This window comes from Cronbergia sp. UHCC 0137 (genome assembly GCF_034932285.1).
Lineage (GTDB): Bacteria > Cyanobacteriota > Cyanobacteriia > Cyanobacteriales > Nostocaceae > Cronbergia.
The window spans coordinates 1-15,313 of the sequence record NZ_JAYGHC010000054.1 but is presented as its reverse complement, the minus strand read 5'-3'; the positions used below and the strand labels follow the sequence as shown (position 1 = coordinate 15,313).

Below are 15,313 nucleotides of genomic sequence, written 5' to 3'. Positions count from 1 at the left end.
CAGCCCTAGAAAATAGGTGATAGAAATAGCCTAAAATTTATCATACTTTAGGCAAAGGATTAAAATAGGCTAACACACGCAGAAACCAAGAATAATTTTAATTATCAAAAAGTCCTAATTGTTTATCTATTTCATCTTCTGATGATATTTTACCTTTTTGTTTACCAGGACGATTGGTAGGCATTAATAATCGGTATGGTTTCATTTCAGATTTTTCAATTAGTCCAGCAAAATAAAACCATGATAGCAATCTGCTAGTATAGTGATCAAATTTATCTCTTTCCTGTTTATTTATATGTTGTATATCTATTTCATCTTCTTCAAACATATTTGTTTCTATTGATTTGTCTGAATATATCTTCTTTAGTAACTGCTTCAGCATATAACGATTAAAACGATATCCAGGTCTAATCTCAGTCATAATTTGATCTTCTTTAAACGTTTTATTTTTATTTTTATTGATTTCTTTAATAATTAAATGTTCGGTTAATTTTCCTGCTAAATAATCTGCAATTTCAGCATTATCTAGCTTTAATAAATATTCTCTATCTATAAAATTATCATTTTTTTGATTATATTCAATTTGGAAAAAATGACGAAGATCACTGATAATATTGTCAATTGTCTTGGAATTAGCATTTTTTGAAATCATCCTTGATGATCTTAGTTTATTTATCAGGTCTTGCTTATTGTTTACTGATTTCAACATACGAAATACTTCTAAACACACATATACAGGACGTTTTGGTATATAACTTATACTAAAATCCGGTAATTTGACTTGGTTAGTTACAATATACTCATGTAAAATTGATTCAACTGTATAATTTAAGCCGTTTTGAGAAATTAATCTTTTTTCTATTAATATTTTTATCTCTTGTTCATAAAAGGCCAATATATCACTACTTTCATTAGCTATTTGTTTCAGGCATTCAATTACTTTCGGGTGTAAATCTTTTAAATCATCTTGAAGCATATCAACTACCAATTCACTAAGTTGCTGATACTTTATTGGAAATTGAGAATCTACTTTGTATTTGTAAATTTTAGCAAACAATTTTCTTAGTAACCAAGGCAACGCATAACATTTGTCTAAAATCCATACCTTTAGTTTATATAGGTTCTGTAATTCTTGTTTGCTAATTTTGTTTTTTTTCTCTTTTAAATAAATTTCAAATATATCAATATATTCTTGAGCTTCCTTGGGTACAAATGTCTCAATTGAAATGACATATATTTTTTCTTTTAGAGTCTCCCATCTAAATCTTATATCTTCATTTATAACGGAGGATATTTCCGTTTTCCAAGAAAACCCTAAAACTATATTTGGTTTTAAATCAGAAATTTTATAAATTAAACTTTCAAATAAGTTATAAGTATTTAAAAGTCTTGACTGCCGCAATAAATATTCAAAATGATCAAAGAATACAATAATTATTTTATTATTCTCTTTCAAAGTTTTATGAACTTGTTGTATTGGTAATTGATTGAAAAATAATAAATTATCTGAAATATTTATTTCATTACATATATGCTTAGGTAAATCTAGAAACCCTTGTTCAATTGCTTTCACTATAGCTGTCTTAATTGCGATAGCTGCAAAAAAATCCGTTTGTACAGATTTTACGTCAACTTGAAATAAAAATAAATTATCACTATTATTTTCCTCACTCTCTGCCTTTAACTTCAAAATTAGAGATGATTTACCTATGCCAGAATGACCTTCAAAACCAATAACTCTTTTTGGATATTTAGATTTTTTATCTTTTATATTATGGATAAATTGCCAAAATTCTTTTCGTTGATCATCTCTACCAACAAAATCTCTAGGATGACATGGACAGTCATGTATATCAAAACTTTCTGCATAAGAAATTGGTGAAATTATTTCTCTATCATTAGCCAATAAAATCTTATCTGAAGTGTCAAAAGATTTTACAGATAATTTATTGTTTAATTTACTCCAATTTTTTATAAGCTCACTTCTCTTAAAGTGCAGTATTGGTTGATATTTTGGATCTTCCTTTAAATAAAGTGCAAAATCTTCACCATTGCATACAGCATAAAGTTTTACATTCACTTCTTTGTGATTTGTATAACTGTGTGCTTGGTTAATATGTTTTTTATTTAAAACAGACTGATTAGGTGCTTTAGCTTCCAAAATCCATTTTCTTTCATTGGTAATTGAAAGGATATAATCTGGTTTTATAGTCTCTGTTTTGTTAGTTCCTGTTTGTAGTTTTAAAATGACACCACGTTCAATATCATGTTCTGTTCCTGCTTTGTAACCCAATAATTCCAATAGAGGCTTAATAAAATCTTCTCTGACAGCTTCTTCACCAGAACTAGTCTCTAAATTCTGAAGTTCACTTAAACGTTCAAATAGAATATCATCCATCATCTATTGGTAGTATTTTATACTATTGCAGAAAACACCGTATTTGTCTTTGTCTTATTAAAACACGTTCTAAGTATAAAGTGTATTCTCTAATTGATAATTTTTATAAAAGATAACTCTTTTACAAAATACTAAAAACCGCCAATTAAGATAGAAAAATACTAGAAAGTACCTTGATAACGATCGCTATTATTTTCCCATCCTTGTCCAAGATAGCTCTTTTGCTACTTCATCCCAATGCCAACGTAATAAATTAGCTGGTTGATTAGGGGCTATGGTTGGTAAATTTATTGCCTTTCTGGGTGCGTCTGTGGCTAGGAAAATGGCTGTTTCTATGTCACATATCCCCCACTTCACCAAATTCTGCACTCCTGTAAATAAGGGTAAAGTTGTCCCTGTTAAAGTCCCATCTCCTAATCTAGCTGTACCATTGATAATTTTAATTTGTCGATTATCCCAAGGGTACACCCCATCGGGTAATCCCAACGGAGCTAGGGCATCACTGACCAAGAACAAGTCTTTAGTGGCGCGGAGGAGAATTTTTAACATGATGGGGGAAACGTGCTGTCCATCGGCAATTAAGCCACACATCACATTTGGATGGGTAATTGCTGCACCTAATAAACCTGGTTCACGGTGATGTAATGGTGGCATGGCGTTGAAGGCATGAGTTACCATCGTTGCACCTAAGTTAAAGGCTTTTCGCGCTTGTTCTGCGGTGGCTTCTGAATGTCCTAAGCTGACGGTGATGCCTAAAGAACGCAAGTATGGGATAACTTTATCGGTGGGATCTAATTCTGGTGCGATGGTAATGACTTTGACGATGTGAGCGTATTCGCCTAAAACCCGTTTGACTTCATCAAGGGTCAGGGGTAGGAGATATTCTGCTGGATGTGCGCCACGTCTACCATAATTTAAAAAGGGTCCTTCTACGTGGACTCCGAGGATTTTCGCTCCTGATTTTTGGGAGAAATTAGCGATGATGGAGAGCGATCGCTGTATATTTTCTATAGAGGTTGTAACTATGGTCGGTAAATATCCGTCAACCCCTGTATCCCATAAAAATTGGGATATTTCATCTAGCATTGGCGCATTTTTTGCCGTCAAGTCAGGAAATGCTAAACCTAAGCCACCATTAATTTGTAAATCAACTCCACCCAAGGAAATCCAGTCACCATCAACATCTAAAACTTCCGTTACAACCTGGTTAGATCCTTGACTCATGGGCAGAATTTGCTCAATTACACCATCTTGGTTGACTGAGATTCTCTGCAAATCTTGATGATTGGCTACTCGCGCATTAATAATTTCTATATTCTTCACGATGGGGTTTGGTGTGGCTTTGCTCATCTTGACAATCCCTATTAGGGAGTTATACAACGAAACGCCCCGTTAATTAATATAGCATAAAGATTCATCCAAAGTTTAAATTTATGATCAATTTGCAAATTGGCATTATCATGGGCAGCGATTCCGATTTACCGACAATGAAAGATGCGATCGCTGTTTGTGAGGAATTTGGTGTAGAGTGCGAAGTAGCAATAGTTTCAGCCCATCGTACCCCAGAACGGATGGTAGAATATGCCCAACAAGCCCACCACCGGGGAATTAAGGTCATTATTGCTGGGGCTGGTGGTGCGGCTCATCTTCCCGGTATGGTAGCATCTTTAACGCCATTGCCTGTAATTGGTGTGCCTGTACCTACCCGCAACCTCCAAGGCGTAGATTCTCTGTATTCTATAGTGCAGATGCCATCAGGGATTCCAGTAGCTACGGTAGCGATCGGTAATGCTAAAAATGCAGGTTTGTTAGCGGTGCAAATTCTCGCTACTCACCAACCGGAGTTACTACAAAAAGTCCAAGCATACCGTCAAAGCCTATCTGCATCGGTCATGGAAAAACAAGCTAAATTAGATCAACTTGGATATCAGGAATATTTATTAAGCAAGAATAATTGAACGCAGATGAACGCAGATGCAGGTTTTAATTTTCAGATCAATTGGTAAAACCGTATGATCTGATACAGAAAGTTTCACATTATTAAACACAAAATCAGTCAAATTTATTGCATTGGAAACAGTAATTATCTTCATAATTGCTGTCAATGCTTTGTTCATAGTTACCTGGGAAGAAAAACAAAATAAATGAATAATCGGATTCGACCCTTGCACCGCCTATTGGCCTTGGCTATAGGTTCAATGGTATTTGCCATTTTTGCACCAACGGTTGTACAAGCCGCAGATCCTCCAACATTGGAATCTTTGGCGGATACAACCACAAAATTACAAATTTCCATTGATACTACCTGGGTTTTACTGACCGGGTTTCTAGTATTCTTTATGCAAACTGGCTTTTCAATGTTAGAAGCTGGTTTACTGCGTCAAAGAGGTGTAGTTAACGCTTTATTAGAAAACTTTGTTGATGCGGCCGTCACTATTTTGGTGTGGTGGGGTGTCGGTTTCGGTATTGCTTTCGGTACAAGTGCTGGTGGATTTATTGGTACAGATACCTTTTTCCTGAGTCAGCTACCAGTTGATGGTGCATTTCCTAGCGGTGGTGTTCCAGGTATTGCTTCCTCACTCAATGCCTATACTTTATTCTTCTTCCAGTTTGCTTTTGCTGCTACTGCCAGTACAATAACTACTGGTGCAATGGCTGGAAGAACGGATTTTATCGGTGATTTAATTTACAGTGCGGTTATGGGTGCATTCAGTTACCCGATAATTGTTCACTGGGTTTGGAATTCTGGCGGTTGGTTAGCCAAAATGGGTTTCCACGACTTTGCTGGTAGCTCTGTAGTTCACAGCGTTGGTGGTTGGACAGCTTTAGTTGGTGCTTATTTACTTGGTCCTCGTCCCGGTCGTCCAGCTTGGGGAACTATCCCACCAGCACATAACTTAGGTTTGGCAGCTTTGGGAACGATGATTCTCTGGTTTGGCTGGTATGGGTTTAACCCTGGTTCTACTTTGGGTACTGGTAATCCTGGTTTGATTGGTTTAGTTACCCTGAATACGACTATTGGGGCTGGGGCTGGGGCTTTAGCCGCGATGTTTTTCCAATATTATCGCAGCAAAAAGTGGGATTTAGTTTATTGTCTCAATGGTTCTCTAGCTGGTTTGGTAGGAATTACAGCCGGTTGCGCCTTTGTTGCTCCCTGGGCATCGGTGTTAATTGGGTTAACCGGAGGGATTTTGGTAGTATTGGGAATTGATTTGATTGAATCCCTACATATTGATGACCCGGTGGGAGCTTTTGCTGTTCACGGTATCAACGGGATGATGGGAACTCTGGCTGTAGGTTTCTTAGGTCAATCGGAATTAACTTTGAACAAAAAAGCTGGACTACTCTTAGGTGGTGGTTTTGATTTGCTGGGTGTGCAAATTTTGGGTGTGATAGCGATCGCTATTTTCACTATTGCCTTTGCCTTTGCAATGTTCTTGGGGCTGAAAGCGATCGGGCATCTACGTGTTGATCCTGAAGCTGATAAAATTGGCATTGATACCTACGAACATGGTGCTACTGTTTGGCCTGATGTCTATGCAGTTGAGCAGTTTGTGGAAGAAGAAGAAAAGCACCGTTCTCCTAAATCTGGACTGGGTAATTTTGAGGGTTAATTTTTCTCACGCAGAGGCGCAGAGACGCAGAGAGTAAGAAATAGACATCTCCCAAAAAGTAGAGACGTTCCATGGAACGTCTCTACAAGGGTTGTGGATAACGCATATTTAGTTTCTGGAGATGTCTAATAGAAACCCGTCCTCTAAATTTTAGTTGTGACGGGTTTTTTAATGTTTGCTGGGTCGTCCTATAATTTATTTAAATATTCAGAATTGGAAAATAGTGAATCACTGTTTTTTTCTCAATAATTATCCCATATTCTCAAGATTATTGAGAATGTAATCAATAATTTAACGAGTTATGGTGATTGACAGCCTCTTGCATTTTGTGTATCATCTTAGATGATATAATTTGCTGGTGGTTATGTCTAATTGAAGTTTCCCTACTTTCACAAATTGGATCATCTTTTTTGTGGAGTTCTCTTAACGAACCACAGAGTGTTTTTTATATTGACAGAATCTATTAAATAAGCATTATCAATTCTATCTCTTGTAGGGTGTGGTTCGGCAAGCTCACCAACCACGTCAGACCCGATAATTGAGCATCTAACAGACTTCCTCTATCTGACGCACCGCACTAATATGGGATGACAAAAGCGTGAAACTAGGCAATTTCCTTCATACATATCATCTGCATTTTGTACAGTGCGTAAGTCCTAATCTATTGGAATAAGTTACAAAACTTACCTTGGCGCGAAACATAATCTTCCTATTCCACATCTTTAATTCGGGTTTTACGTTCCAAAATCTCCTTCAGCACCAAAGTTACAACCGCTAAAAGCGCCAACAACACAGCCGCAGAATAAGCTGCTTCTGTTTCATACTGTTTATAAGCCTCTTCCACAAATAACGGTAAACTTTGGGTGGTATTGCCTATGTTACCAGATACAACTGAAACTGCCCCAAATTCACCCATCGCTCTGGCATTGGTTAATATTAACCCATAGAGTAAACCCCAGCGAATACTAGGCAGGGTAACACGCCAAAAAGTTTGCCAGTCGTTCGCACCCAAGGTTTTGGCAGCTTCTTCTTGGTCTTTGCCAAATTCTTCTAAGACGGGAATTACTTCTCTGGCCACGAATGGCATACTCACAAAAGCGGTAGCTAGAACCATGCCGGGGAGGGCAAAGATAATTTGGATATTTTGACTTTGTAGCCAAGGACCAAACCAACCCTGTCTTCCATAAAGTAATACTAGCATTAATCCGGCAACTACTGGGGAAATGGAAAATGGAAGATCGATAATACTCAATACTATAGCGCGTCCGGGGAATTTATGACGAGAAATCGCCCAGGCTGCACATAGACCAAATACTGTATTTAATGGTACGGCAATTAGAGCTAAAATCAGAGTTAACCAAGCGGCATGAAGAAATTCTGGACGGGTGAGGTTGGAGATAAAGGGTCCAAATCCTTTTTTAAAGGCTTGAACAAATACGTTGATGGCTGGGATATATTGTACTAGAGCTAGGTATGCGATCGCTATTCCAATTAAAAGCGCGGGAACCCAACTTTGTTTTTGACGTTTATCTGTTGTCATATCTTCTTGACCACGCTTGTAAGAAATTAATCGCTATCAGCAGCACTAGAGAAATTGTCAATAAAACTACACCAATCACAGTTGCACCAGCATAGTCATATTGTTCCAATCGTTGGAAAATTAACACGGGTGCAATCAAATCTTGAAAAGGTGTATTAGAAGCAATAATCACGGTTGAACCATATTCCCCCACCGCGCGAGAGAATCCCAAAGCCACACCTGTTAAAACTGTAGGAAATAAAGGCGGTAAAATCACTTTCCAAAAGGTCTGCCATTCAGTAGCACCTAAACTCCAAGCCGCTTCTTCAATTTCTTGTTCCATTTCCTGAAGTACCGGTTGCACTGTCCTGACTACAAAGGGGAGAGAAATAAATATCATTGCTACGCCTACCCCCAACCGGGTAAATGAGACTTTAATTCCCAAAGGTGCTAACAGTGAACCAATCCAACCGTTATCACTATAAACTGTGGCTAGTGTTAAACCTGCAACGGATGTAGGTAAAGCAAAGGGTAAATCGACGGTGGCATCAATTATCCTTTTAAAGGGGAAGTCGTACCGCACTAACACCCAAGCAATCAGGGTTCCAAATACTCCATTTAGTAATGCTGCACCTAATGAAGTGACGAAGGTGACGTTATAGGTGGCTAAGGCTAAGTCGTTTGTGGCGATTTCCCAAAATTTAGCCGGAGTTTCGGTGCTGGCTTTGAGGAACAAGGCAATGATGGGAATAAATAACATGACGGTTAAGTATCCTATGGTAATTCTCCATGTCCAGGGTAGGTGAATTACGTTATCTAGGAAGACTTTCCATATCGGTGTTTTGGTTTCGGTTTTTATAGATGGTGATAAGGTCATATTAACTCAAGTTGCTAGTTATCTAGTTGAGGTTGATTATTGGTATAAAACGAACCACAGAGGCACAGAGGACACAGAGAAATGAGAAGAACAAATTTTTAACTCAACCTTTTGGAATCGCCTATTAGTGCGGTGCGTCAGATAGAGAAAATCTGTTCAATGCTAAGTTATCGGGTCTGACGTGGTTGGTGAGCTTGTCGAACCACACCCTACAAGAGATAAAATCCATAATCCTTATGTAATAGATTCTGTCAATGTGTAACTCCTAATATTGTGGTTTAATTCTGTAAATCCTTTAATCCTGGACATCCTAATTCAGACATTTTCCCTAACTAGCAACTTACTTTATTAAGGGAAGGAAGATGATGAACCGCAAAGAAACAAAGGACGCGAAGAAATATTCAAGTTAATTCTGATTATTTCTCTGAATTTGGTCAAAAATCGCCCCGTCTTTGAAAAATTTCTGCTGTACTGCGTCCCAACCACCTAAGTCTTCAACTGTACCCAAGGTCTTGATTGGTGGATATTTGGCTGCAAATTCCTGATTTTTAGCTACTGTCTCATTCACAGGACGAAATCCTACTTTGGCAAATTCTTGTTGTGCTTCTGGGGTAAATAAGTAGTTAACAAAGGCTTCTACTACTTCCCGATTTCCGTGTTTATCAACATTCTTATCGACTACCGCAATGGGATTATCTATGGAAATGTTCACGTCAGGAATAATATAATTTGACTTTTCGCCCTTTTGTGCTGCTAAGATAATTTCGTTTTCGTAATTGATTAAAGCATCCCCTTGACCTTGTTTGAAAAAAGCATCTGTGGCTTCACGGGCATCTTTTGTTAAGACTGGCACGTTTTTATAAACTTTAGTCACAAACTCTTTCGCTTTTGCTTCATCTCCACCAGTTTTAATAACTGAGTTCCACAAGGCTAAGAAGTTCCAACGCGCTACTCCAGAGGTTTTAGGATCGGCAGTAATTAATTTTACATCATCTTTTTCTAAGTCTGCCCAAGTTTTGATACCTTTGGGATTACCTTCACGAGTAACTAATGCCGCCACAGATTTAGAAACAATACCATTATTAGGAAATTCTTTTTCCCATCCTGGTTGAATAAATCCGGCTTTTTCAATATTTTTGGTGTCTAAAGCCAATGCTAAGTGAACAATATCAGCCTCCAAACCATCAATGACAGCACGGGTTTGAGAACCAGAAGCACCATAGCTTTGTCTAAAAGTTACCTTTTGGTTATGTTCTTGCTGCCATTTTTCTACAAATTTAGGAATGATGGCTTCATGGGCTATTTTTGTGACTGCAAAAGATACCAAGGTAATTTCTACATTTGGCTTGTTTCCAGTAGCCGTATTTTCAGACCCACCACTGCAAGCAGCAAGGGCTACACTCAATACTGCCCCTACTAGAAAAAGTGATACAAAGCCTTTGAATCTCAGTTGTAACCGTTTTAATCTCATTAATCTACAGTTAGTTGATGGGAATACAGTATATGTTACTCAATAATTGCACATTTTCGATCATCAGCGTTAAAAAAACTGCACGTTAACCGATAGGAAATATGGAGATTTTACCAGTTTAAAGGATTTCTGGCTTGGTAGTATCAATTTTTCATGACTAAAGGACAGGTATTAGCGATCGCTCATTCATAACTTTAAAACCAAAATATACTCATTTATATCATTATTTCTAATACTCCATTTTTTCGATAGATAATGTGTGGTTTTTGACCTCAAACCCTATTGATTTCCATCATGCCATCTGATACGCTCTTTTTTAGTTGAATACTACAGTAACCCGACCAAATTACAGTAGATTAATCTCACAGCTAAATAACTTCCCATGAAATACAATTCCGCTTTTACTCCCTTCCTGGCCATTAGTTTGAGCCTCAGCACCATATTTCCTGTATCTTCAGTAGCTACAGCCCAGAATCGAAACAATAAAAAAGTTGAAATTACCTTGGTAACTTATGCAGTAACTAAAGCAGCCTATGAAAAAATCATTCCTCAGTTTGTGTCAAAATGGAAACGGGAAAAAAATCAAGATGTCGTGATTCGTCAAAGTTACGGTGGTTCTGGTTCTCAAACCCGTGCTGTTTTGATGGTTTACCCGCCGATGTGGTAGCTTTAGCTTTGGCATTAGATACCAAAAAAATCGAAAAAGCAGGTTTAATTAATCCAGGCTGGGAAAAAGAAGCCCCAAATAAATCAATTGTCACCCGTTCTGTAGTAGCTTTAGAAACCCGTGCTGGTAATCCTAAACAAATAAAAACTTGGAGTGATTTAGCTAAATCAGGAATTAAAATTATCACTGCTAACCCTAAAACCTCTGGTGGTGCGAGGTGGAATTTCCTGGCTTTGTGGGGTGCTGTCACTAAAACCGGTGGAAGTGAAGCCCAAGCGCAGAACTTTGTTACCCAAGTGTTTGGAAATGTCGCTGTCTTACCTAAAGATGCGCGGGAATCTAGTGATGTATTTTACAAAAAAAATCAGGGAGATGTCTTACTCAACTACGAAAATGAAGTGATTTTAGCGGCACTCCAAGGAAACACCAAGAGTTCTTATGTAATTCCGTCAACCAACATTTCTATAGAAGGACCAGTTGCAGTTGTAGATAAAAATGTAGATAAAAATGGAACTCGTCAAGTTTCTGAAGCTTTTGTCCAGTTTTTATTTACCCCAGAAGCCCAGCGTGAGTTTGCTAAAGTTGGTTTCCGTCCTGTTAACGCCACAGTAGCTAAAGAAGTACAGAGTAAGTTTCCCAAAATATCCCGGCTTTTCACAGTCGATGATCTTGGGGGTTGGGACGCTATACAGAAGAAGTTTTTTGATGATGGCGCTATTTTTGACAAAATCCAAGGTAGACGACGTTAAGTAAAATCAAGTTTCAATTGTATAAAATATTTAGCTCTTACTGATGCGATCGCACTTCTCGCCTTGGTAAGGGCTTTTAAAAATTTGTTAGATATGTTACCAAATAACTTCACAATTACCATTAGATTGGAAAACTAGCAAATATATCCTTGAGCAGAAACAATCAACTATCTATCTTTATCTAAGGGAAGATATACTCAGGATTTCCATGGTTTATATTTCTGAATGTTAAACTATCCAAACCACTAGATTACACAAGTGGGTATACTGTAAATTTTCTCTCTTATGTCTGTGATATAAATCACATAAATCTAGGTTAATAAAAGTTTTTATATTTACAACTACCATTTAATATAGATTGCATGGTTGTCAAGAGCAAAATTTACATTTTGCAATAAAGCGTAATATAAGTTAAACTCTATAATATAGATTAGATAACCAAATATACCTCCTGGTGTGTATGAGCGATCGCTAATGTTTAGTTCCCATCGTTAAGTAAAAATTATGTAAATCATTGAAAACCTATGCAAACTTATTAAATAATTCCTAGCAAAAATACCTTATTGGCATTATTGTGATTAAGTTGAAAGAACTATAAACAGTTGTTTTGAATTTAGAAATTTAATTCATCAAACTTACATTAAACAAACAATAACTAGAGTAGGAATATGAATAACTTAAAAAATAACTCAGAAAATCAAATATTGAATGAACTTAAACTTTGTACTCAAATCCAATACAATGGACAATTAGTAATTAAAAGCTCTACAGGTGTTAAATGGATTTTGTACTATCGTTTAGGACAAATAGTTTGGGCTACAGGTGGAACTCATCCTGGTCGGCGTTGGCGAAGAAACATCATGCAGAACTGTCCTCAAACTGATCTGAGCAATATACAAATCAATTTAAATGAAAGTTCTCAGATTTATTGGGATTATCAACTGCTAAAATTCTGTTGTGAAAATCAGACAATTCAACGCAATCAAGTTAACGCCATTGTTATTAACACAATAGCAGAAATCTTATTTGATATAGCTCAACAGATAAATCATTCCTCCTTGACTTATGACCGTAACCAACAAGTTATTTTAGAACCACTAATTAATTCCACAAGTGCAAACATTTTGCTCGAACAAATGCAAGAATCCTGGAATAACTGGTTAAAATCTGGTTTATCTAGTATTTCTCCTCATCTTGCACCAGTTTTACAAAACCCACAACAACTTCGACAACAGGTAAACCCAACCATTTATCAGAATTTTCAGAGATTAATTGACGGACAAAACACCCTTTGGGACTTAGCTATCAAAATGAAACAAGATGTTTCATCAATTACTCGCTCCCTGATTCCTTATATTCGTAAGGGTATTATGAAATTGGTAGAATTGCCAGATTTACCTTTATCATTTACCAAATCTAACGATATAGACACATCTATTCATCGACTTAAAATACCTCTTGTTGCTTGTATAGATGATAGCCCCCAAGTATGCCAAATTTTAGAACAAATCTTCACTTCTAGGGGTATGAAGTTTATTGGTATTAATGACCCTTTACAAGCTATCCCAACTTTAATTAGTAATCCACCAGATCTGATTTTTCTAGATTTACTCATGCCAGTTGTTAACGGTTATGAAGTTTGTTCTCAATTAAGACGTACTTCTGTTTTGGTTAATACTCCAGTGGTAATATTGACAGGGAGTGATGGTGCATTTGATAAAGTTAGGGCTAAAGTATTTGGAGCAACTGAATTTATCAATAAGCCTATAAATCCAGATCAAGTAACAGCGATGGTTGATAAATATTTATACCCCAAGCCAACTGTCGTCAACCTGTGTGATTTTGCTTTTAGTTATTAATGCCTAACAAACTACGTTATTCAGTATCTTAATGGCTCAAATTTCATCTTCTATTATTCACATAGCCAAGCCTGTTCCTCAGTTCTATTCTGTTTTTTGTCAATCAGAACTTTTAGAGATAATTCAAGCTTTGGAACTTAGAAAAGAAATCCCTCTCAAATATTCTTATAAAGGTAGAGGTGCAAAAATTTGGGATGATTTTTATCTAAAGTTCATTATTCCTACATGGTATCGGAGGTCAAATGTAGAAATTGATCTTTTAAATCAAAGTTTTGATTATATTAATGGTAATTTTGAACATAGTAAAAAAATAAATGTTATAGATGTAGGTGCAGGAAATTCCTACCCTGTCAAACAATTTATCCATAAACTGAATCAATTGGGTAAATTAAATAAATATCTGGCGCTAGATATTAGCGAAGAGTTACTTCATTTATCTAAAAATAATTTTAAAAAGTGGTTTCCATTAGTAGAATTTATCAGTAACCCTATAGATATAGAAAATAACTCTATTCCCCAAAGTTGGTTAAACGATGATATATCAAAAATAATTCTACATTTAGGTGTGACAATCGGTAATCATCTCAATAGAGATAGGGTATTTAAAAACTTTAGAGAGAGTATGGGGAATAATGATCTTTTAGTTTTTACTAATGAAATTGGTTCTAACTCTCAATGGGATGGTAAAGTCAGAGGTGGTTGCAATTATCATGCACAGCAAATATATGGCTGGGTTAAAAATAATATTGGGATTAGGTCTGAAGATTGCGAATTGGTGAGAAAGTATGATTTAGCGACAGATAGTGTAGTCGCTAATATAAGATTCTTTCATGATTATACCATCAATTTTAGTTGGATGGGCATAGATAAGAATATTCAAATCTCCGCAGGTGAAGAAATTACAATTTGGAGACATCACAAGCATGAATTATCTGAACTTATCCAGGAGTTAAAAGCAGCGGAATTAGAACTTATTCATTATAATGTTAATAAATATTCTTCCCATGTTATAGCGATTTGTAAAGTTGCTTAATATCTTACCCGCTTCACGGTATTTATTTGTAAATAAAATGTCATAATCATTACCAGTGCCATGATTCTTTTAGTGTTTTTTAGAAAAACACGTGAGGCAAAAAATAGAGGATCTTTGATCAAGCGAAATCCTCTTTCGTAGTTTGTTTTTCCTTGTATTCGTGTAAAATCATATCATTAGTCCACTTTTCTTCATCTAACAAATTAGTGGCCAAAATAAAACGTCCTGCTTGATTAAGATGGATATTAATAACGGTTTCATTTTCTACTAAATTTCCTTGAATATGATAAGTATAGTAACTAACTTCATCTCCTAATTTAGGTTTTCCCCGGCGTTGATAATGGGGTTTAGCTAAAATTTCTAGCTCGTCCAATAGATCACACTTTCTGCATGGAGGAAATCTTTGGCTTCTCCGTTAAAATTAACACACCACACTCTAACGGTAATAACTATGCTCACAACTTTAACTGGCAAGAGTTTGGCATTGACTATTTCCCGGTTCAATGGCATTTATGACAATAATTTATGGATCACAACCGAGACAGCCACTGGTTCTGTCATTCATGATGCCACTTCAGCCGCACTTCAGTTAGAATCTGGGGATGCTGGGCAATACATAGATCGTACTATTTCCATGCTAAACACGTATGGAAACGCTCTCAAGTTGATAAAACTCTGCTTTAAGTAGACAATTCAACCGTCCAAAAATCATTAGGCGTTCGCTCTGTTAGATTAAACGCCTAGTATCGCTTCACAGATATACAGTAGGCTTTTTGGCGATTGGGTTAGTTTGTTGGCTTTATTTACGCCGCGATGTACTACCTATTGTTTTTGTAAGACAAAGTTTAAGGGAGTATACAATAGATAAAGCAATCTAGGAACGGATCATGAAACATATCCGATTTGACTGGGCAATAAAAAAAATCCTCAGAGACAAGGCAAATTTTGTCATTTTAGAAGGATTCATCAGTGAATTAATAGGGGAATCCATTACCATAGAATCCCTGTTAGAAAGTGAACGCAATCAGGTATCAGAGGAAAATAAACTAAATCGAGTTGATATATTAGCCCGGAGTACAGAAGGGGAACTGTTATTAATTGAAGTCCAAAATAGCATTGAACAAGA

At 36.5% G+C, this 15,313-nt stretch carries 12 protein-coding genes and 1 pseudogene; 7 read left to right on the top strand and 6 right to left on the bottom strand.

The window, feature by feature from the left end; genetic code table 11:
• Positions 1 to 97: 97 nt before the first annotated feature.
• Both VB711_RS21350 and nagA read right to left on the bottom strand, forming a co-directional pair.
• The gene (locus VB711_RS21350) at positions 98 to 2,401 is read right to left on the bottom strand and encodes a hypothetical protein (protein ID WP_323288308.1); all 2,304 of its coding nucleotides are present in this window, start codon (positions 2,399 to 2,401) and stop codon (positions 98 to 100) included.
• Positions 2,402 to 2,587: 186 nt separating this feature from the next.
• A complete protein-coding gene (gene nagA / locus VB711_RS21345) occupies positions 2,588 to 3,748 on the bottom strand; it encodes an N-acetylglucosamine-6-phosphate deacetylase (protein WP_323288307.1) in 1,161 nt (386 codons plus the stop codon).
• Positions 3,749 to 3,831: 83 nt separating this feature from the next.
• On the opposite strand from nagA, the gene purE reads away from it, so the two are divergent.
• Entirely contained in the window at positions 3,832 to 4,356 is a 525-nt protein-coding gene (purE, locus tag VB711_RS21340; protein ID WP_416233600.1) for a 5-(carboxyamino)imidazole ribonucleotide mutase, read from the top strand.
• A gap of 186 nt (positions 4,357 to 4,542) precedes the next feature.
• Complete coding sequence (locus tag VB711_RS21335) at positions 4,543 to 6,012, top strand: ammonium transporter (RefSeq protein ID WP_323288304.1); 1,470 nt, start codon at positions 4,543 to 4,545, stop codon at positions 6,010 to 6,012.
• Positions 6,013 to 6,721: 709 nt separating this feature from the next.
• Here VB711_RS21335 and cysW read toward each other — a convergent pair.
• The 3 genes from cysW to VB711_RS21320 all read right to left on the bottom strand — a co-directional run bounded on the left by cysW (position 6,722) and on the right by VB711_RS21320 (position 9,879).
• Complete coding sequence (cysW, locus tag VB711_RS21330) at positions 6,722 to 7,552, bottom strand: sulfate ABC transporter permease subunit CysW (RefSeq protein ID WP_323288303.1); 831 nt, start codon at positions 7,550 to 7,552, stop codon at positions 6,722 to 6,724.
• Entirely contained in the window at positions 7,539 to 8,408 is an 870-nt protein-coding gene (cysT, locus tag VB711_RS21325) for a sulfate ABC transporter permease subunit CysT (RefSeq protein ID WP_323288301.1), read from the bottom strand. Before cysT ends, cysW begins: the two co-directional genes overlap by 14 nt.
• Positions 8,409 to 8,814: 406 nt before the next feature.
• Positions 8,815 to 9,879, bottom strand: coding sequence for a sulfate ABC transporter substrate-binding protein (locus VB711_RS21320; RefSeq protein WP_323288300.1), 1,065 nt, complete (start codon positions 9,877 to 9,879; stop codon positions 8,815 to 8,817).
• 382 nt (positions 9,880 to 10,261) lie between these two features.
• Between VB711_RS21320 and VB711_RS21315 the strand changes: the two are divergent.
• From VB711_RS21315 to VB711_RS21305, 3 genes and pseudogenes are all read left to right on the top strand, one after another.
• A pseudogene (locus tag VB711_RS21315) lies at positions 10,262 to 11,295 on the top strand (sulfate ABC transporter substrate-binding protein).
• Between the two features lie 668 nt (positions 11,296 to 11,963).
• Positions 11,964 to 13,154: a response regulator gene (locus tag VB711_RS21310; RefSeq protein ID WP_323288299.1), complete on the top strand. Its 1,191-nt coding sequence runs from the start codon at positions 11,964 to 11,966 to the stop codon at positions 13,152 to 13,154.
• 31 nt (positions 13,155 to 13,185) lie between these two features.
• On the top strand, positions 13,186 to 14,187 hold the full coding sequence (locus VB711_RS21305) for an L-histidine N(alpha)-methyltransferase (RefSeq protein WP_323288298.1): 1,002 nt from the start codon (positions 13,186 to 13,188) through the stop codon (positions 14,185 to 14,187).
• 118 nt (positions 14,188 to 14,305) lie between these two features.
• On the opposite strand, the gene VB711_RS21300 is transcribed toward VB711_RS21305, so the two are convergent.
• Positions 14,306 to 14,560, bottom strand: coding sequence for a hypothetical protein (locus VB711_RS21300; protein WP_323288297.1), 255 nt, complete (start codon positions 14,558 to 14,560; stop codon positions 14,306 to 14,308).
• A gap of 78 nt (positions 14,561 to 14,638) precedes the next feature.
• Between VB711_RS21300 and VB711_RS21295 the strand changes: the two genes are divergently transcribed.
• Positions 14,639 to 14,875, top strand: coding sequence for a hypothetical protein (locus tag VB711_RS21295; RefSeq protein WP_323288295.1), 237 nt, complete (start codon positions 14,639 to 14,641; stop codon positions 14,873 to 14,875).
• Between the two features lie 199 nt (positions 14,876 to 15,074).
• Positions 15,075 to 15,313 (top strand): PD-(D/E)XK nuclease family transposase (locus VB711_RS21290; RefSeq protein WP_323288294.1); only part of this gene is annotated, 239 nt, incomplete at its 3' end.